Consider the following 17,776-nt stretch of genomic DNA (forward strand, 5'->3'; position numbering starts at 1 on the left):
AATGAATAGTTTTGCGTCTGAACATGCACCATTAGCGTCTGAAACAGCCCAACGACACAGGACCGAGTACTCCTCGAACACCGGAGCCTGAAGCCTGTCCGCTACGGATTTGGTTGCACAAACGGATGTATCGACCATAAGTCGAATTGCCTCCCGCGCGCTGAAATGAGTTCATGTGGCTCATAGGCCCGGCCGGTAGCGTCCGTCGAAGTTGCGATAAATTGCGAAGATTCGGACATGGAGATCCTGGCCATGAGTACCTGGGGCATCACTGACACGCCCCGGAACACCTGGCAGCCATGCCGACAATTTGGTGCTGCAGATTTTGGAGACGCGTTAAATGGCGCATAACGAAGCAGTCGACGTAGTACTGGTAGGGGCCGGCATCATGAGTGCCACCCTGGCCGTACTGCTCAAAGAGCTCGACCCTGCGATCAAGCTGGAAGTCGTCGAGCTGATGGATTCCGGTGCCGCGGAGAGTTCCAACCCGTGGAACAACGCCGGTACCGGTCATGCCGGGCTGTGTGAGCTTAATTACACGCCGCAGGCCGCCGACGGCACCGTCGACATCAAGAAAGCCGTGCACATCAATACCCAGTTCGAGGTGTCGAAGCAGTTCTGGTCCTACCTGACCCGCAAAGGCACGTTCGGCTCGTGCAAATCGTTCATCAGCCCGGTCCCTCACCTGAGCTTCGTGCAGGGTGACAGCGGCGTGTCTTTCCTCAAGGAACGTTTCAATATCCTGAGTAAGCACCACGCGTTCTCGGACATGGAATACACCGAAGACAAGGCCACCATGGCCGAGTGGATGCCGCTGATGATGCCCGGCCGTCCAGCCGGCGAAGTGCTTGCCGCCACTCGCGTGATGAATGGTACCGACGTCAACTTCGGCGCCCTGACCAATCAATTGCTCAAGCACCTGACCAGCGCCCCCGATGCCCAGGTCAAGTACTGCAAGCGCGTTACCGGTCTCAAGCGTAATAACGGCGGCTGGACCGTCAGCATCAAGGACGTCAACAGCGGCAGCACCCGTGAAGTCGACGCCAAATTCGTCTTCCTCGGCGCGGGCGGCGCGGCCCTGCCGTTGCTGCAGGCGTCCGGTATCGAGGAAAGCAAAGGCTTCGGCGGCTTCCCGATCAGCGGCCAGTGGCTGCGTTGCGACAACCCGGAAGTGGTCAAGCACCACCAGGCCAAGGTCTACAGCCAGGCTGCCGTGGGTTCGCCGCCAATGTCCGTGCCGCACCTGGACACTCGCGTGGTCGACGGCAAGAAGTCGCTGCTGTTCGGACCTTACGCCGGTTTCACCACCAAGTTCCTCAAGCATGGCTCCTTCATGGACCTGCCGCTGTCGGTTCGCGCGGGCAACATCGGCCCGATGCTGGCCGTGGCGAAGAACAACATGGACCTGACCAAATACCTGGTCAGCGAAGTGATGCAATCGATGGAACAGCGCCTGGAATCCCTGCGCCGTTTCTACCCTGAAGCGAAAGCCGAAGACTGGCGCCTGGAAGTGGCCGGCCAACGGGTGCAGATCATCAAGAAGGACCCGAAAAAAGGCGGCGTCCTGCAGTTCGGTACCGAGCTGGTTGCGGCCAGGGACGGTTCCCTGGCAGCACTGCTGGGTGCTTCGCCGGGCGCATCGGTGACTGTTTCGATCATGCTCGAGCTGATCGAGAAGTGCTTCCCGAACAAGGCGTCGGGTGAATGGGCGGCCAAGCTGGCGGAAATTTTCCCGGCTCGGGAAAAGGTTCTGGAAACCGACGCGGCGCTGTATCGCAAGATCAATGCGCACAACAACGTTGCGCTGGAACTGGTTGAAGCCAGTAACGAGACCGAAAGCTACGCTTGATTCGGCCTCACAAAAAAACGCCCCATTGGGGCGTTTTTTGTTGGTAAAAGATCTTAACCGCGAGCTTTTTTGATCAGCTCGATGTATTCGGCCGCGTTGCGCTGATCCTTGATCACCGCAACGAAGTCATTGCCCTGCTCATCCTTGCCATCGAGGTCATGCCCGGCCTCGACGAAAAACGTCAGGAATCGCTCGAAATCATCGATGCGCAAGCCGCGGTAGGCCTTGATCAGTTTGTGCAGCGACGGCGAAGTGGCGTCGACCGGCTCGAAATCGAGGAACAACTTGATCTGCTCATCGCCGATCTCGTCACCAATCACTTGCTTCTTATCTTTACGCATTGCCGACTCCAGCTCGCAGACATTTCACGGGGCGGGCAGTTTACCCCTCACTTGGCGCCGTACTCAACGCGGACGAACGCTGCCCGTGTGCAGGTCGGCCCAAACGTGGCCGTTGGCGTAGCTGAGGAACTGGCAATACACGGTGTCGTTGCGCAACAAGTCGATCACCACCCGGTATTGCGCCATCGGGTAGAAAAGCGTCAGGGTCTTGCTTGAGCTGTCGTAGGTCGGCTTCTTCAGGCTTTTGCTTTCGCCGTCGAAATTGACCAGCACCTGATTGATGGTCGCACCTTTGTTCAGGGACTTGCCCTTGAGGCGGATCATCAGCGGCGAGGTGACGGGAATGGGCTGCTGGTTCGACTGGCGCTGGCTGCCCACCACCACCGAGTACTCGGTGACCTGGAGCAATTGCTGTTGATCAGGTTCGGCGTCACGCACGTTCAGGTCATCGGGGGGCAGGAACTGCGAGTGCATCGGCGCAGGGGCTGCGGCCAGGGGCAGGCTTGCGGTCAGTAACAGGACGGCGCAGCTGCGGATCAAAAGGCTCATGACGGGCTCCGAAGAAGAGGCCAGCACTTTAGCATGCGCCAACATCATTCATTGTGGGAGCGAGCCTGCTCGCGATAGCGTCAGGCCAGGCGACATCTTCGCGGCTGACACACCGCTATCGCGAGCAGGCTCGCTCCCACAGGGATCGAAGATCAATCGAACTGCGCGCGCATCCAGGCGTGGTATTCGGCCACACCGGGCTCGCCTTCGCGGGGAGCCCAATCCGGGAGTTCGCCTTCACCTACCGGGCGATACGGGCCGGCCTTGCACTCGAACATCAGGCTGTCGGCTTCCAGCACCACCAGGCCATGAAACACGCCCGTGGGCAGGTCAACGCCAATGCTGTCGCCACCCGCCTGGAGGATACGCTTGCTCACCACCGCTCCGGACTCATCAAAGATCAACAGCCCGAGACGCCCCTTGAGTACCAGCAGGGTTTCCGCCTTGTTGTCACCCAAATGCCGGTGAGGCGGAATGTATGTGCTCGGCTGCAGACCTACCGCCATGCGGTGGCAGGCATCTTCCATCTGATGAAAGTTATGATGCTGGCGCCCGCGCGGATTCGCCGCCGCTTTCTCGGCCAGTTCAGCGAACAGCGTGTTATCAAGAAAGCTCGGCGTGGTCATTGCTTACATCCCCTTGACGGCAAAAATCCCATTGGCGTTGCGCCAGTAACCCTTGTAGTCCATGCCGTAACCGAAGATGTAGCGGTCGATGCACGGCAGGCCGACGAAATCGGCCTTGAGGTCCGGGCGGGCCTTGCGGTCGTGGTCCTTGTCGATCAGCACGGCGGTGTGCACCTTGCGCGCACCGGCGTGCTTGCAGAAGTCGATGATCGCTCCCAGGGTATGACCTTCATCGAGGATGTCGTCGATGATCAGCACGTCACGGTCGATGAACGACACTTCCGGCTTGGCTTTCCAGAACAGATCGCCGCCGCTGGTTTCGTTGCGATAACGGGTGGCGTGCAGGTAGGACGCTTCCAGCGGGAACTGCAAGTGAGTGAGCAGCTTGCCGGCGAAAATCAGGCCGCCGTTCATCACGCAAAACACCACAGGATTGCTTTCAGCCAGTTGCTCGTTGATGTGCGCACCGACGCGGGCGATGGCCGCCTCGACTTCAGCTTCGGTGTACAGGCAGTCAGCCTCTCGCATGATTTGACGGATATGCTCGAGATCAGCGGACATGGCGCTCTCCAAGGGTGGCGGATTCGGGAAAAGCGGGCAAAGGTACGCATCAAGCCAGGCCAGATCAAGCGTTTGTGGACTAACGTACTCTATGTCTATAGGACAACACCCTCGGATAGATTAATCTAAGCCGGTTTTTTTGCCCGCCGCCGGAGCTTTTCCCATGCCCATCCTCGAGATCCGCCATCCGCTGATCCGTCATAAACTCGGCCTGATGCGCCGTGCAGACATCAGCACCAAGAACTTTCGCGAGCTCGCTCAGGAAGTCGGTGCCCTGCTGACCTATGAAGCCACCAAAGACCTGCCCCTGGAAGCCTACGACATTGAAGGCTGGTGCGGCACCGTGTCGGTCGAGAAAATCGCCGGCAAGAAAATCACCGTGGTACCGATCCTGCGCGCCGGCATCGGTATGCTCGAAGGCGTACTCAGCCTGATCCCGGGCGCCAAGGTCAGCGCCGTGGGCGTGGCCCGCAACGAACAGACGTTGCAGGCTCACACCTACCTGGAAAAACTGGTTCCGGAGATCAACGAGCGTCTGGCGATGATCATAGACCCGATGCTGGCCACCGGCAGTTCCATGGTTGCGACCATCGACCTGCTGAAGAAAGCCGGTTGCCGCGACATTCGCGCCATGGTGCTGGTTGCGGCGCCCGAAGGCATTGCCGCTGTGGAAAAGGCTCACCCGGACGTGACCATCTACACCGCTTCGATCGACGAAAGACTGAACGAACACGGCTACATCATCCCGGGCCTGGGCGATGCCGGTGACAAGATCTTTGGCACCAAGCAGAAGGACGCTTGAGCATGCAGGATGAGTTCAACGATCCGCTCTGGCGCACGGTGCTGTCCGGCGCGCAGATGCTGTTCGTGGCCTTTGGCGCCCTGGTTCTGATGCCTTTGATTACGGGTCTGGACCCTAACGTGGCGCTGTTCACCGCAGGGTTGGGGACGATCCTGTTCCAGATCGTCACCGGTCGTCAGGTCCCGGTATTCCTGGCGTCAAGCTTTGCCTTCATCACTCCGATCATTCTCGCCAAAGGCCAGTTCGGCCTGGCGGCAACCATGGGCGGCGTGATGGCAGCAGGTTTTGTCTACACCTTCCTCGGCCTCGCCGTGAAAATCAAGGGCACCGGCTTCATTGACCGCCTGCTCCCACCGGTGGTGATTGGCCCGGTGATCATCTCCATCGGCCTGGCCATGGCGCCGATTGCCGCCAACATGGCGATGGGCAAGGCCGGCGACGGTGCCGAGCTGATTCCTTACCAGACGGCAATGCTGATCTCGATGCCCGCCCTGCTCACCACCCTGATCGTGGCGGTATTCGGCAAAGGCATTTTCCGCCTGGTGCCGATCATCTCGGGTGTGCTGGTGGGGTTCGCCATGGCGTTCTATTTCGGCGTGGTCGACACCGCAAAGATTGCTGCCGCGCCCTGGTTCGCGATCCCGCACTTCACCGCACCGGAGTTCAACTGGCAGGCGATCCTGTTCATCGTCCCGGTGGCCCTGGCGCCAGCGATCGAACACATCGGCGGTGTCATTGCAGTCGGCAGCGTGACTGGTCGTGACTACCTGAAGAAGCCGGGCCTGCATCGCACCCTGCTGGGTGACGGCATTGCAACCACGGCAGCCGGCCTGTTCGGCGGCCCGCCCAACACCACTTATGCCGAAGTGACCGGCGCGGTGATGCTGACCAAGAACTACAACCCGAAGATCATGACCTGGGCGGCGGTCTTCGCCATCAGCCTGGCGTTCGTCGGCAAATTCGGCGCGCTGCTGCAAAGCATTCCGGTACCGGTGATGGGCGGGATTCTCTGCCTGTTGTTCGGCTCGATCGCGGCAGTGGGGATGAACACGTTGATTCGCCACAAGATCGATCTGGGCGAAGCGCGCAACCTGGTGATTGTGTCGGTCACACTGGTATTCGGGATTGGCGGGGTGCTGGTCGGCACTGGCACAGGGCCGGACGATTTCGGCCTCAAAGGCATTGCGCTGTGCGCGGTGGTGGCCATTGCCCTTAACTTGCTGCTGCCAGGGAATGACAGCTGGAAGCACAAAAAGGCGGATGAGCCTCTGCTGTAAGCCAGGTTTGAAATCGCCATCGCGGGCAAGCCTTGCCCCTACAGATCCTCAGTCGAACCACATGGATGCGCACTGACATGAAATCTGTGGGAGCTAGGCTTGCCCGCGATGCTTTTACAGCGCCAAAGGCGCTCGCTCGCACAACGTGCTCAACGCCTTAGCCCACTGCGGGTCATCGTTCAGGCACGGCACCAACACCAACTCCTCTCCCCCCGCTTCACGGAACTGCTCCAGCCCGCGGTCGCCGATCTCTTCCAGGGTCTCGATGCAATCGGCGACAAACGCCGGACACATCACCAGCACCTTCTTAACCCCCATTCCGGCCAACTCATCAAGGCGGGCTTCGGTGTACGGTTCGATCCACTTCGCCCGACCCAGGCGCGACTGGAATGACACCGACCACTTGCCGTCCGGCAGCCCCATCCGTTTGGCGAACTCCGACGCGCTGCGCAGGCATTGGGCCCGATAACAGGTGGCCAACACTTCTGGCGAAGCGTTTCTGCAGCAGTCTTCATTCTTGAAACAGTGCTGCCCCGTGGGATCCAGCTTGGTCAGGTGGCGCTCGGGCAAGCCGTGAAAACTCAACAACAGGTGATCGTAATCCTGCTCCAGGTATGGCTTGGCACTGGCAACCAGCGCGTCGAGGTACTCCGGCTGATCGTAAAAAGGCTGCAGCACCGAGAACTGCACATCCAGCTGGTGCTCGCGCACGACCCGCCGCGCCTCTTCAATCACCGTGGTCACGGTGCTATCGGCAAACTGCGGATACAGCGGTGCGAGGGTAATTCGCTTGTGGCCCTGGGCAACCAGCTGCAACAGTTTGGACTCGATCGACGGCTCGCCGTAACGCATGGCCAGCTCAACCGGCCCCTGGGTCCAGTGCGCAGTCATGGCCTGCTGCAGACGACGGCTGAGCACCACCAGCGGCGAGCCGTCCTCCCACCAGATCGAAGCGTAGGCGTGCGCCGACTGTTCCGGGCGCTTGATCAGGATCAGCGAGACCAGCAGGCGTCGCACCGGCCAAGGCAAGTCGATTACATACGGGTCCATCAGAAATTGATTGAGGTAACTGCGCACATCCGCCACCGAAGTGGAGGCCGGGGAGCCAAGGTTGACCAGAAGCAATGCGTGATCGGTCATGCAACGTCCTATTTCAAAGGCGGCTGGACAAGTCGTCCAAAGCCGCACGCAAATCGGTGAACTGGAAGGTGAAACCCGCTTCCAGCAAGCGGACCGGCATGGCCTTCTGGCCACCCAGCAACAACAGGGACATTTCCCCCAGGCACACTTTCAACGCCAGGCTCGGCATTGGCATGAACGCTGGACGATGCAGCACCGCACCCAGGGTCTTGGCAAATTCGCTGTTGCGCACCGGTTTCGGCGCGCAGGCATTATAAGGACCGCTGGTGGTGTTCTGGTGCAGAAGAAAATCAATCAGGCCGACCTGATCCTTGATATGGATCCAAGGCATCCACTGCCGACCATTACCCAGAGGCCCGCCCATCGCGAGTTTGAAAGGCAGTAACAGGCGCGACAAAAAGCCGCCATCGGCCGACAACACCAACCCGGTGCGGATCAGGATGACGCGCAGGCCCAAGGCCTCGGCACGCTGGGCAGTTTCTTCCCAGGCGATGCACAGCTGACTGGCAAAATCGTCAATCACCGGTGCCGACTCCTCGGTCAACTCGCGCTCGCCTCCGTCGCCATACCAGCCGACCGCAGAACCGGAGATCAGCAGCGCCGGTTTCTGTTCACGGGTTTCCAGCCAGGCCAGCAAGGATTCGGTCAGGGTGATGCGGCTGCTCCACAACAGTGCCTTGCGTCTGGATGTCCAGGGTCGATCAGCAATGGGCGCGCCTGCCAGATTGATGATGGCATCCAAAGGTGCCTGCCCGAGGTCTTCCAGCCGGGCAATTCCACGGACCTGGGCGCCGCATATTTTCGCGACCTTTTCCGGTTGGCGGCTCCAGACGGTCAGCGTGTGTCCCTGGCTCAACCAGTGTTGGCAGAGTTGGCGCCCTATCAAACCAGTACCGCCGGTCAGCAATATGTGCATGACTTCTTCCTCGCGTGGCCTTTTATCCTGCTCACTAGTCTATTTTTATAAGCAGGGATCTTTGGTATCGGGCAGTGTCTGTTTAAACAATAGGCCAACCTGTCAGAACTAGAACGCTAAAAGTTATACCAAAAAACAATATTGTACAGGTTTAAACCACGGCGTAGTCTGTACAGAAAGGTAAACGAGGCCCCTATGACTGTACCTATCGCAATCATCGGCACCGGCATCGCCGGGCTCTCCGCCGCCCAAGCCCTGACAGAGCTCGGGCATGTTGTTCAACTTTTCGATAAAAGCCGCGGCAGTGGCGGTCGCATGTCGAGCAAGCGCAGTGATGCGGGGGCTCTGGACATGGGCGCGCAGTATTTCACTGCCCGTGACCGCCGCTTCTCCACGGAAGTGCAGCGCTGGCAAGCCCAGGGTTGGGTCGCCGAGTGGACGCCACAGCTGTACACCTTCCACGGTGGCCAACTGAACCTTTCGCCGGATGAACAGACCCGTTGGGTTGGCACACCGCGCATGAGCGCCATCACTCGCGGCCTGCTGGGCGACCTGGAAGTGCAGTTCGGTTGCCGGATTACCGAGGTCTACCGCGGTGAACAGCACTGGCACCTGCAGGACGCCGAAGGCTTTACCCATGGCCCATTCAGCCACGTGGTCATTGCCACCCCCGCCCCGCAGGCGACTGCCTTGCTCGCCTCGGCGCCTAAGCTCGCCGGTGCCGCCGCCGGGGTAAAAATGGACCCGACCTGGGCCATCGCACTGGCGTTCGACCAGCCGCTGGACACACCTATGGAAGGTTGTTTCGTGCAGGACAGCCCGCTCGACTGGCTGGCGCGCAACCGCAGCAAACCCGGGCGTGACACCGCGCTCGACACTTGGGTGCTGCACGCGACCAGTGCCTGGAGCCGGCAACACATCGACCTGCCCAAGGAAGCCGTGATCGAACAATTGCACGGCGCATTCGCCGAATTGCTGCACAGCGCCATGCCGGCGCCCACCTTCAGCCTGGCCCACCGCTGGCTCTACGCCCGTCCAGCCAGCAGCCATGAATGGGGCACCCTGGCTGACGCCGATCTGGGACTCTATGCCTGTGGCGACTGGTGCCTGTCGGGCCGCGTCGAAGGCGCCTGGCTCAGCGGCCAGGAAGCTGCCCGTCGTCTGCACGAGCACTTGCAATGAATCGCATCAACCCAAGTAAACTGCTGCTGTCGAAATGGACAGCAGCCCAACCGCAACACCGCGAAAAACACTTTATGGTGACCGAGCTGTTCCGTGATGAGGAAGGTGTGGTGCTGGAAATTGAGTTGCAGGCGGTATTAACCAAACGCAATCAACGCATGGATTGGCAAGCCCTGAAAAACAGCGACGCCTGGAAGTTGGGCTGGAATTAACCACCGGCAGGCGCGAGCTTGCTCGCGAAGAAATCCCAGACGTCGCGTTCATCCAGATTCCCCACGTCCTCGTTCACCACCCTCGTGATCAAGCTCGCTCCTGCAGAGTCCTGGCAGTCTAAACGCCGCCCGTGGCAACCCCCGCCGGCAGGGCATGCACAAGCTCCTCACAAAACCTGTACAAATGATTTGACTTGTACAGCTTCGAATCTATGATGAAGTCATGTTGTACATATCTTCGGGTTTGTACAGGTCTGGATTCGAGGTGCCCTGATGTCCAACTCCGCCGTGAAACCGAAAATTGCCATCAGCGCCTGCCTGATGGGCGCCGAAGTTCGCTTCAACGGCGGACACAAGGAATCGCGGCTGTGCAGTCGCACTCTCACCGATTACTTCGAGTTTGTACCGGTCTGCCCTGAAGTGGCGATAGGCCTGGGTATCCCGCGCCAACCGATTCGCCTGATTGGCGACCCTGAACATCCTCAAGCGGTCGGCACGGTCAACCCGGACCTCAATGTCACTGAGCCGCTGGCCGCCTATGGCGAACAAATGGCCGCTGAACTGGGCGATATCTGTGGCTACATCTTCATGCAGAAGTCGCCTTCCTGCGGCCTTGACCGGGTCAAGGTCTACCATGCCAACGGTGCACCGGTAGACGGCGGCGGACGCGGCATCTATGCCCAGGCCTTTTGCGAGCGTCATCCGGACTTGCCGGTGGAAGAAGACGGCCGGCTCAACGATCCGGTACTGCGGGAAAACTTCCTGACTCGGGTGTTCGCCTATAGCGCCTGGCAACAATTACTGCGCGAAGGGCTGAGCCGTCGCGGCCTCACCGAATTCCACTCACGCTACAAATACCAGCTGATGGCTCATAACCCGGTGCAGTACAAAACCCTGGGCAACCTGCTGGGCACCATGGGTCAGACAGAGCCCGACACCATCGGCCCGCGCTATTTCAGCGAGCTGATGGCAGCCTTGAAAAAATGCGCCACGCGGCGCACCCACAGCAATGTCTTGCAGCACATCAGCGGTTATCTCAAACAGGCGATAAGTGCCGAAGACAAACAGGAAATGCAGCACGTTATTGGCCAATACCGCCACGGCATCGTGCCATTGGTGGTGCCCATGACCCTGCTCAAGCACCACTTCCGCCAACACCCGGACCCTTACATCGCGCAACAGGTTTACCTGCAACCGCACCCGGAAAACCTCAGCCTGCGAAATGCGATTTAATGACTAACCCACTCGACACCAGCGCCAGCGAAGACCTCGGCGACGATTTCAAGAAAGCCCTGGACGAAGGCTGGCTGCCGATCCGTGAAGTGGCTCGGCAAACCGGCGTGAATGCCGTGACCTTGCGAGCCTGGGAACGGCGTTACGGTTTGATCGTGCCGCAGCGCACGCCCAAGGGGCATCGGCTGTTCTCGGCTGAACATGTGCAACGTATCCTGACCATCCTCACCTGGCTCAATCGTGGCGTGGCTGTCAGCCAGGTCAAGCAATTGCTCGACACTCCACAAGTCACCAGCGAACCGATCGAAAACGATTGGCATGTGCTGCGCCAGACCTTGCTGCTGGCAGTCACCGGACTGAATGAACGTGCCCTCGACGACGCCGTCAATCAGGCGATGGCGCTGTACCCACCGCGAACCTTGTGCGAGCAGCTGTTGCTGCCGCTGCTCAAGGAGCTGGAACAACGCTGGCAGGGCCAATTTGGCGCGCAGATGGAGCGAGGTTTCCTTTACTCCTGGTTACGCAGCAAGTTCGGCGCGCGCATTTACCACAACAACCGGCAATTACGCAGCGCACCTGTGCTGCTGGTCAATCAGTCAGACCTGCCACTGGAACCGCACCTGTGGCTGACCGCCTGGCTCATCAGCAGCGCCGACTGCCCCGTCGAAGTGTTCGACTGGCCGCTACCGAACGGGGAGCTGGCCCTGGCGGTTGAACACCTGCAAGCCCGTGGCGTGCTGCTGTATTCCAGTAAAGCGATGAACCTGGGTCAGCTACCGAAACTTTTGAATGGCATCGGTTGCCCAAAATTGATTGCCGGACCGACCGTCTGCATTCACCACGTCGAGTTGTCCGCAAAAACCTCCGGTATTCCCGAGCTGTTCCTGGCCGAAGATCCCTTGTCGGCGCACCAGGAACTGGTCCTGCGGGGGGTCATCTGATGAGCTCAACGGACACCCGCATGCAACTGATCTGGCTGCGCAGCGACCTGCGCCTGCACGACAACACTGCGCTCTCGGCCGCTGCTGGCCGTGGCCCGTGCGTGGCCGTCTACCTGCTGAGCCCGCAGCAATGGCTGGAGCACGACGATGCCGCGTGCAAGGTGGATTTCTGGCTGCGCAACCTGGCCGTGCTCAGCCACTCGCTGGGCGAACTGAACATACCCCTGCTGATCCGTACCGCCACCCACTGGCATCAAGCGCCACAAGTGCTGCTCGAGCTGTGCCAGCAACTGCAGATCGAAGCGGTACACGTCAACGAGGAGTACGGCGTCAACGAAACCGCTCGAGACGCTGCGGTGGCCGAGGCGCTCGAGGCCAAAAACATCGGTTGGCATAGCTATCTCGACCAACTGTTCTTCAAGCCAGGCAGCGTGCTGACCAAGACCGGTACTTACTTCCAGGTCTTCAGCCAGTTCCGCAAGGTCTGCTACGAACGCCTGCACCGCTCATTGCCGGGCCAAGTACCGGCACCCGCGCCACAAACCGCGCTGGACATCGAGAGCGACAAAGTCCCGGCCCAGGTAGAAGGCTTCGAAGCGCCTGGCGAACACTTGCGTTCGTTTTGGCCGGCGGGTGAAGCCGAAGCCCGGCGCCGCCTGGACGCCTTCGTCGATGCCCAGATCGACTACTACAAAAGCGAGCGGGACTTCCCTGCCAAACCCGGTACCAGCCAGCTGTCGGCCTACCTGGCAGCCGGCGTGATCTCCCCGCGCCAATGCCTGCACGCGGCCCTGCAAAGCAATCAAGGCGAATTCGAGAGCGGCAAGGTCGGGGCAGTCACCTGGATCAATGAACTGCTGTGGCGCGAGTTCTACAAACATATTCTGGTCGGCTACCCGCGGGTCTCTCGCCACCGGGCGTTCCGCCCGGAGACCGAGGCCCTGGCCTGGCGCGACGCGCCTGAAGAGCTACTCGCCTGGCAGGAGGCACGCACCGGTTTGCCGATCATAGATGCCGCCATGCGCCAGTTGCTTGAAACCGGCTGGATGCACAACCGGCTGCGCATGGTAGTGGCCATGTTTCTGACCAAGAACTTGCTGATCGACTGGCGTGAAGGCGAGCGCTTCTTCATGCGCCATCTGATCGACGGCGACCTGGCGGCGAATAACGGTGGCTGGCAGTGGAGTTCCTCCACCGGCACCGACTCCGCCCCCTATTTCCGCATCTTCAATCCGCTGAGCCAGTCGGAAAAATTCGACACTGAAGGCCTGTTCATCAAGCAGTGGGTACCGGAACTGAATGGGTTGAATAAAAAGGAAGTGCACAACCCGGCCGATCTTGGTGGGCTGTTCGGCGTTGCCGACTATCCATCGCCGATCGTCAATTTGAGCACCTCGCGCCAACGGGCGCTGGCTGCATTCAAGAACCTGCCGTCGAGGCAGGACGCAGGAGGCGGCCATGCATGATGTAGCAGTGAGCCTTGCCACACAGTTTGCACTGGGCCCGGTGATCGCCGGGCTGCAAAGGAGAATGGGATGAGCCTTACACCTGCACGCCGTTATTGGTTGACCGGCGCCAGCAGCGGCATTGGCGCCGCATTGGCCGAGGAGATCCTCAAGACTGGCGCGCACCTGGCCGTCAGCTCGCGCTCGACGGCGCCGTTGAAAGCGCTGGCGCAACGGTATCCCGGTCAAGTCCTGATCGTGGCGGGCGACCTGACCAACAGCCAGACGGTCCGCGAGATCGGCGAGCAGATCACCGAGCAATGGGGGTCGCTGGACACCGTCATCCTCAATGCCGGCACTTGCGAGTATGTCGACGCCCAGCAGTTCGATGCCTCGATCATCGAATACGTGGTGCGCACCAACCTGCTCGCCAGTGCCTACTGCGTTGAAGCCGCGCTGCCTCTGTTGCGCGCGGGCACCGCGCCGCACCTGGTGGGAGTGGCCAGTTCGGTCACCTACCTGCCGCTGCCACGGGCCGAGGCCTACGGCGCATCGAAGGCGGGTTTGCGCTACATGTTCGAATCCCTGCGCATCGACCTGGCGTGCGAAGGCATCGAAGTCACCGTGGTCAGCCCGGGCTTTGTCGATACACCGCTGACCGCCAAAAACGATTTTCCGATGCCCCTCAGCTGGCCTGTGGATAAAGCCGCCCGGCATATTTTCGCCAAGCTGAATAACCGACCACTGGAAATCGCCTTCCCGGCGCTGTTCATGGCGGCCCTGTGGCCACTGTCGAAGATGCCCAACTGCGTCAAGCTGGCGATCGGCAAACGCATGGTGCGCAGCAATCCACCGATACAGGACATCCCGTGAAAATAGCCATCATTGGCAGCGGCATTTCGGGGCTGACCAGCGCCCACCTGCTCAACCGCAGCCACGAGATCACCCTGTTCGAAGCCAGCGACTGGATCGGCGGGCATACCCACACGGTGGATGTCACCGTGGATGGGCGCAATTACGCCGTGGACACGGGTTTCATCGTGTTCAACGACTGGACTTACCCCAATTTCATTCGCTTGCTCGGTTTGCTCGGTGTGCGCTTCAAACCCACCACCATGAGTTTTTCCGTAACGGACCCGGACAGCGGCCTGGAATACAACGGCAACAACTTCAACAGCCTGTTCGCCCAGCGCAGAAACCTGCTGTCCCCCGGGTTCTGGGGCATGTTGCGCGACATTGTGCGCTTCAACAAAGAGGCGCTGCGCGACCTGGAAGAACAACGGATCAGCGCTGACACCACCCTGGATCAATACCTCAAGGCCGGCAAATACGGCGAACGATTCATCCTGCATTACATCGTGCCCATGGGCTCGGCAATCTGGTCGATGTCCATGGCTGACATGCTGGCTTTCCCACTGCAGGCGTTCGTGCGGTTTTTCAAGAACCACGGCCTGCTGTCCGTGACTCACCGCCCGCAGTGGCAGGTGATCGAGGGCGGCTCGAGTGCCTACGTGGCACCTTTGATCGCGCCGATGGCTGACCGGATCCGCGTCAACTGTGCGGTCACGCGAGTCGAGCGTGACGCCGACGGCGTCGTTATCCACAGTGCTGCCGGCGTCGAGCGCTTTGATAAAGTGGTGTTCGCCTGTCACAGCGATCAGGCGCTAAAACTGCTGTCCGCCCCGAGTGCCGCCGAGCAATCGATCCTCGGTGCAATGCCCTACGCCGATAACGAAGTGGTGTTGCACACCGATACTCGCCTGCTACCCGAATGCGAACTCGCCCAGGCGGCCTGGAATTATCGGCTTGGAGGGCCCGGGCACACGTCAGCGGCCGTCACCTACGACATGAACCTGCTGCAGGGCATCGACAGCCCTACCCGGTTCTGCGTCAGCCTGAACCAGAGCGCCGGCATCAGCCCATTCAAGGTACTGGCCAAATACACTTACGCCCATCCGCAGTTCAGCCTGGCTGCGGTCGCCGCCCAGGCTCGCTGGGAAGAGCTCAACGGTGCGAACCATACCTGGTACTGCGGGGCTTATTGGGGCAACGGATTTCATGAAGATGGCGTGGTCAGCGCACTGCGCGTGGCTGGCGCGTTGGGTGAAACCCTGTGAACAGCGCCCTCTACAGTGGCTGGATTGCTCACCGACGGTTCAGTCCGCGGCAGCACCAATTTCGCTACCGGATCGGCTTGCTCTACCTGGACCTCGACGAGCAGGACGCGGTACTCGCGCTGTCGCCGCTGGCGGGTCGCAGCCGCCTGGCGCCTTTCTCGTTTCGTGAAGGTGATTATCTCAAGGCCTTTACCGGTACCGGCATGCGCTTGATCGACGCGGTGCGCCAACAGGTCGGCCAGGCCATCGGCCATGAGCCGCAAGGGTCGATCTGCCTGCTGACCCAGGTACGCAGTTGGGGCCTGGCGTTCAACCCGGTCAGTTTTTTCTACTGCCACGAAGCCGATGGCCAACTGGCGGCGATTCTCTGCGAAATCACCAATACCCCCTGGCGTGAACGCTATCACTACGTGTTGCCGGCCAGACCGCCGGAAAACCTTGCGGATTTCCATCAGCATTTCGCGGTGGCCAAGGCCTTTCATGTATCGCCTTTTTTACCCCGGGACCTTGAGTACCGGATGAGCTTCAGTCCTGCCGCAGCAAAACTGGGCGTGCACATGGCGGACTGGCAAGGCGAGCTGAAGCTGTTCGACGCCACGCTCAACCTGGAGCGCGAAGCCCTCGATCGCACCAGCCTGCACCGATACTTGCGTCGCTTTCCATGGATGACCGGGAAAACCTGCCTGGCAATCTACGGGCAAGCCGTACGCCTGCTGTTCAAGGGCACCCCCGTTTTTGCTCATCAACCTGCCGATGGCAGCGTTCAAACCGCCACTGTTGTCCCCAAGGACTGCCGCCATGAAATCCTCTAGCGTTTCGGCCAAGGCCCCGTTGTTCAATACCAATGGCATCACAGGCCTGTTATTGCGTCGCGGGGTACTGCGGCAACTGGCGCACCTCAAACATGGACAGCTGGTGGTCGTTGAAGACGGCGAGCGTCAGATGTTCGGCACGCCAGGCAGCCATTTGCTCGGTGAAATCCACATTCTCGACGCCGCGGCCTGGGGCCTGGTGGCGAGCAACGGCTCGATCGGCGCCGGTGAAGCGTTCATCCATGGTTATTGGAGTTCGCCGGACCTGACTGCCGTCGTGCGGGTCTTCGTCAGCAATCTTGACGTGCTGGACGCCCTGGAACGCGGCCTGGCAAAGCTGGGGCGGCCGCTGGTGCGAGGTTTGCACTGGGTCAACCGCAACACGCGCAAGGGCTCGCAGAAGAACATCGCCGCGCATTACGACCTGGGCAATGAGCTGTTCGAACAGTTTCTCGACCCGACCATGATGTATTCGGCGGCACAGTTCCTCACGCCCGAGGACACTCTCGAGCAGGCGCAGTTGAACAAGCTGGAACGAATCTGCCAGAAGCTTGCGCTCAAGCCGACCGATCACCTGCTGGAGATTGGTAAGGGCTGGGGCAGCATGGCGCTGTACGCAGCGCAGCAATATGGCTGCAAGGTCACCACCACCACACTGTCCAAAGAGCAGTTTGCATTTACCGCGCAACGGATCGAGGCGCTCGGGCTGCAAGATCAGGTCACGCTGCTGCTGTCGGACTACCGCGACCTCACTGGCCAGTACGACAAGCTGGTGTCGATAGAAATGATCGAAGCCGTCGGCCACCGCTTTCTACCGACTTACTTCAAGCAATGTGCGCAGTTGCTCAAGAGCAACGGCCTGATGCTGTTGCAAGCCATCACCATTCGCGACCAGCGCTACGAGCAGGCCAAGAGCAACGTCGACTTCATCCAGCGCTACATTTTCCCCGGAGGCGCCCTGCCCTGCGTGCAGAAAATGCTCGAAATCGTCAGCCGCGACACCGACATGAACCTGCTGCACATGGAAGACTTCGGCCTGCACTACGCCAAGACACTGCGCCTGTGGCACGAGAATTTTCGTCGGGCGCACAACCGCCTGAGCGAAATGGGTTACGACGATCACTTCCTGCGGCTGTGGGAGTTCTACCTGTGCTACTGCGAAGGTGGTTTCCTGGAACGCACCATCGGTACCGCGCAAATGCTGCTGGCCAAACCGGCGGCAATCACTGAGCCGCTGCTGGGTCGATTTCATGCGTGAGCGCTTTGCCAATGCCGTGCTCTTCCAGATGGGCTGGTTCGCTTGCGTAATGGGTGGCGACAGTTTGTGGTTACTGGTGCCACTGGCGGCATTGGTGATCCATCTGCTGTGGATAAGTCGCTGGAGCGATGAAGGTCGCTTGATTCTCAGTGTGGTCCTGCTGGGGACTACAGTGGACAGCACACTGCGCTGGCTGGGGGTGTTCGACTTCACCGACGTCGCGCCATTGATACCCCTGTGGCTGATGTTGCTCTGGGCACTGCTGGCCACGACCTTGCGCCACTGCCTGGCCTGGAGTGCCAAACCGTGGTGGCTTGCCAGCATTCTGGGCGGCCTTGGCGGGCCGCTGTCGTATTACGCCGGCAGCCAACTGGCCGGCGTGCAGTTTCCCTATGGACCCTGGCCGACACTGGTGGGCATCGGCCTGCTCTGGGCGCTGCTGTTTCCGGCACTGCATTTCATGGCCCGACGGCTGGCGTCGAACACTCCACACTAAACGTCTGTCAGGGCTTTCA

19 protein-coding genes are annotated in these 17,776 nt (G+C 60.3%); 13 read left to right on the top strand and 6 right to left on the bottom strand.

All coding sequences use genetic code 11. From position 1 onward, the window contains the following. Positions 1 to 340 precede the first annotated feature (340 nt). A complete protein-coding gene (gene mqo / locus AAEZ09_RS14890) occupies positions 341 to 1,849 on the top strand; it encodes a malate dehydrogenase (quinone) (protein WP_045059245.1) in 1,509 nt (502 codons plus the stop codon). A 53-nt stretch (positions 1,850 to 1,902) separates the two neighbouring features. Here mqo and AAEZ09_RS14895 read toward each other — a convergent pair whose 3' ends face one another. From AAEZ09_RS14895 to AAEZ09_RS14910, 4 genes are all read right to left on the bottom strand, one after another. Further along, entirely contained in the window at positions 1,903 to 2,190 is a 288-nt protein-coding gene (locus AAEZ09_RS14895; protein WP_045059244.1) for a PA4642 family protein, read from the bottom strand. A gap of 63 nt (positions 2,191 to 2,253) precedes the next feature. Continuing rightward, positions 2,254 to 2,739 (bottom strand): hypothetical protein, encoded by a 486-nt coding sequence (locus AAEZ09_RS14900; protein WP_205891598.1) that lies wholly within the window; start codon positions 2,737 to 2,739, stop codon positions 2,254 to 2,256. A 152-nt stretch (positions 2,740 to 2,891) separates the two neighbouring features. Then, the gene (locus tag AAEZ09_RS14905) at positions 2,892 to 3,365 is read right to left on the bottom strand and encodes a WbuC family cupin fold metalloprotein (protein ID WP_045059242.1); all 474 of its coding nucleotides are present in this window, start codon (positions 3,363 to 3,365) and stop codon (positions 2,892 to 2,894) included. 3 nt (positions 3,366 to 3,368) lie between these two features. Continuing rightward, positions 3,369 to 3,926, bottom strand: a complete 558-nt coding sequence (locus AAEZ09_RS14910; protein ID WP_007905841.1) for a hypoxanthine-guanine phosphoribosyltransferase — start codon at positions 3,924 to 3,926, stop codon at positions 3,369 to 3,371. Between the two features lie 163 nt (positions 3,927 to 4,089). Between AAEZ09_RS14910 and upp the strand changes: the two genes are divergently transcribed. After that, entirely contained in the window at positions 4,090 to 4,728 is a 639-nt protein-coding gene (gene upp, locus AAEZ09_RS14915; protein ID WP_045059241.1) for a uracil phosphoribosyltransferase, read from the top strand. Between the two features lie 2 nt (positions 4,729 to 4,730). After that, the gene (locus AAEZ09_RS14920) at positions 4,731 to 6,005 is read left to right on the top strand and encodes a uracil-xanthine permease family protein (RefSeq protein WP_045059240.1); all 1,275 of its coding nucleotides are present in this window, start codon (positions 4,731 to 4,733) and stop codon (positions 6,003 to 6,005) included. Positions 6,006 to 6,119: 114 nt separating this feature from the next. On the opposite strand, the gene hemH is transcribed toward AAEZ09_RS14920, so the two are convergent. Together hemH and AAEZ09_RS14930 are read right to left on the bottom strand one after the other, a co-directional pair. Then, positions 6,120 to 7,145, bottom strand: a complete 1,026-nt coding sequence (gene hemH / locus AAEZ09_RS14925; protein WP_205891596.1) for a ferrochelatase — start codon at positions 7,143 to 7,145, stop codon at positions 6,120 to 6,122. Positions 7,146 to 7,158: 13 nt separating this feature from the next. Then, entirely contained in the window at positions 7,159 to 8,061 is a 903-nt protein-coding gene (locus tag AAEZ09_RS14930; protein WP_045059238.1) for a TIGR01777 family oxidoreductase, read from the bottom strand. Between the two features lie 195 nt (positions 8,062 to 8,256). Between AAEZ09_RS14930 and AAEZ09_RS14935 the strand changes: the two genes are divergently transcribed. The 10 genes from AAEZ09_RS14935 (at position 8,257) to AAEZ09_RS14980 (ending at position 17,757) form a co-directional block, all read left to right on the top strand. Then, positions 8,257 to 9,243 carry an NAD(P)/FAD-dependent oxidoreductase gene (locus tag AAEZ09_RS14935; RefSeq protein ID WP_045059237.1) on the top strand — a complete coding sequence of 329 codons (987 nt, stop codon included), beginning with the start codon at positions 8,257 to 8,259 and terminating at the stop codon, positions 9,241 to 9,243. Further along, positions 9,240 to 9,455, top strand: coding sequence for a TIGR02450 family Trp-rich protein (locus tag AAEZ09_RS14940; RefSeq protein ID WP_045059236.1), 216 nt, complete (start codon positions 9,240 to 9,242; stop codon positions 9,453 to 9,455). Before AAEZ09_RS14935 ends, AAEZ09_RS14940 begins: the two co-directional genes overlap by 4 nt. A gap of 273 nt (positions 9,456 to 9,728) precedes the next feature. Beyond that, a complete protein-coding gene (locus tag AAEZ09_RS14945) occupies positions 9,729 to 10,688 on the top strand; it encodes a YbgA family protein (RefSeq protein ID WP_045059235.1) in 960 nt (319 codons plus the stop codon). Beyond that, positions 10,688 to 11,629 (top strand): MerR family transcriptional regulator, encoded by a 942-nt coding sequence (locus tag AAEZ09_RS14950; protein WP_045059234.1) that lies wholly within the window; start codon positions 10,688 to 10,690, stop codon positions 11,627 to 11,629. The genes AAEZ09_RS14945 and AAEZ09_RS14950 overlap by 1 nt, the downstream gene beginning before the upstream one ends. Positions 11,630 to 11,649: 20 nt before the next feature. Further along, on the top strand, positions 11,650 to 13,095 hold the full coding sequence (gene phrB, locus AAEZ09_RS14955) for a deoxyribodipyrimidine photo-lyase (RefSeq protein ID WP_350599876.1): 1,446 nt from the start codon (positions 11,650 to 11,652) through the stop codon (positions 13,093 to 13,095). 69 nt (positions 13,096 to 13,164) lie between these two features. Further along, the gene (locus AAEZ09_RS14960; protein ID WP_122838750.1) at positions 13,165 to 13,947 is read left to right on the top strand and encodes an SDR family NAD(P)-dependent oxidoreductase; all 783 of its coding nucleotides are present in this window, start codon (positions 13,165 to 13,167) and stop codon (positions 13,945 to 13,947) included. Further along, positions 13,944 to 15,191, top strand: a complete 1,248-nt coding sequence (locus tag AAEZ09_RS14965) for an NAD(P)/FAD-dependent oxidoreductase (protein WP_350599878.1) — start codon at positions 13,944 to 13,946, stop codon at positions 15,189 to 15,191. The genes AAEZ09_RS14960 and AAEZ09_RS14965 overlap by 4 nt, the downstream gene beginning before the upstream one ends. Further along, on the top strand, positions 15,188 to 16,003 hold the full coding sequence (locus AAEZ09_RS14970; protein ID WP_350599879.1) for a DUF1365 domain-containing protein: 816 nt from the start codon (positions 15,188 to 15,190) through the stop codon (positions 16,001 to 16,003). The genes AAEZ09_RS14965 and AAEZ09_RS14970 overlap by 4 nt, the downstream gene beginning before the upstream one ends. Beyond that, entirely contained in the window at positions 15,990 to 17,261 is a 1,272-nt protein-coding gene (locus tag AAEZ09_RS14975; RefSeq protein ID WP_350599881.1) for a class I SAM-dependent methyltransferase, read from the top strand. The genes AAEZ09_RS14970 and AAEZ09_RS14975 overlap by 14 nt, the downstream gene beginning before the upstream one ends. Then, positions 17,254 to 17,757 (top strand): DUF2878 domain-containing protein, encoded by a 504-nt coding sequence (locus AAEZ09_RS14980; protein ID WP_350599882.1) that lies wholly within the window; start codon positions 17,254 to 17,256, stop codon positions 17,755 to 17,757. The genes AAEZ09_RS14975 and AAEZ09_RS14980 overlap by 8 nt, the downstream gene beginning before the upstream one ends. Positions 17,758 to 17,776: the final 19 nt, after the last annotated feature.

This window comes from Pseudomonas sp. 65/3-MNA-CIBAN-0223 (assembly GCF_040310425.1).
Taxonomy (GTDB): Bacteria; Pseudomonadota; Gammaproteobacteria; order Pseudomonadales; family Pseudomonadaceae; genus Aquipseudomonas; species Aquipseudomonas gregormendelii.

Coding starts and splice junctions, on each gene's coding strand:
- AAEZ09_RS14945 (WP_045059235.1), top strand. CDS start 9,729: ATGTCCAACTCCGCCGTGAAACCGAAAATTGCCATCAGCGCCTGCCTG.
- AAEZ09_RS14975 (WP_350599881.1), top strand. CDS start 15,990: ATGAAATCCTCTAGCGTTTCGGCCAAGGCCCCGTTGTTCAATACCAAT.
- AAEZ09_RS14930 (WP_045059238.1), bottom strand. CDS start 8,061: ATGCACATATTGCTGACCGGCGGTACTGGTTTGATAGGGCGCCAACTC.
- AAEZ09_RS14950 (WP_045059234.1), top strand. CDS start 10,688: ATGACTAACCCACTCGACACCAGCGCCAGCGAAGACCTCGGCGACGAT.
- AAEZ09_RS14910 (WP_007905841.1), bottom strand. CDS start 3,926: ATGTCCGCTGATCTCGAGCATATCCGTCAAATCATGCGAGAGGCTGAC.
- phrB (WP_350599876.1), top strand. CDS start 11,650: ATGCAACTGATCTGGCTGCGCAGCGACCTGCGCCTGCACGACAACACT.
- AAEZ09_RS14980 (WP_350599882.1), top strand. CDS start 17,254: ATGCGTGAGCGCTTTGCCAATGCCGTGCTCTTCCAGATGGGCTGGTTC.
- mqo (WP_045059245.1), top strand. CDS start 341: ATGGCGCATAACGAAGCAGTCGACGTAGTACTGGTAGGGGCCGGCATC.
- upp (WP_045059241.1), top strand. CDS start 4,090: ATGCCCATCCTCGAGATCCGCCATCCGCTGATCCGTCATAAACTCGGC.
- AAEZ09_RS14905 (WP_045059242.1), bottom strand. CDS start 3,365: ATGACCACGCCGAGCTTTCTTGATAACACGCTGTTCGCTGAACTGGCC.
- AAEZ09_RS14960 (WP_122838750.1), top strand. CDS start 13,165: ATGAGCCTTACACCTGCACGCCGTTATTGGTTGACCGGCGCCAGCAGC.
- AAEZ09_RS14920 (WP_045059240.1), top strand. CDS start 4,731: ATGCAGGATGAGTTCAACGATCCGCTCTGGCGCACGGTGCTGTCCGGC.
- AAEZ09_RS14895 (WP_045059244.1), bottom strand. CDS start 2,190: ATGCGTAAAGATAAGAAGCAAGTGATTGGTGACGAGATCGGCGATGAG.
- AAEZ09_RS14940 (WP_045059236.1), top strand. CDS start 9,240: ATGAATCGCATCAACCCAAGTAAACTGCTGCTGTCGAAATGGACAGCA.
- AAEZ09_RS14900 (WP_205891598.1), bottom strand. CDS start 2,739: ATGAGCCTTTTGATCCGCAGCTGCGCCGTCCTGTTACTGACCGCAAGC.
- AAEZ09_RS14935 (WP_045059237.1), top strand. CDS start 8,257: ATGACTGTACCTATCGCAATCATCGGCACCGGCATCGCCGGGCTCTCC.
- hemH (WP_205891596.1), bottom strand. CDS start 7,145: ATGACCGATCACGCATTGCTTCTGGTCAACCTTGGCTCCCCGGCCTCC.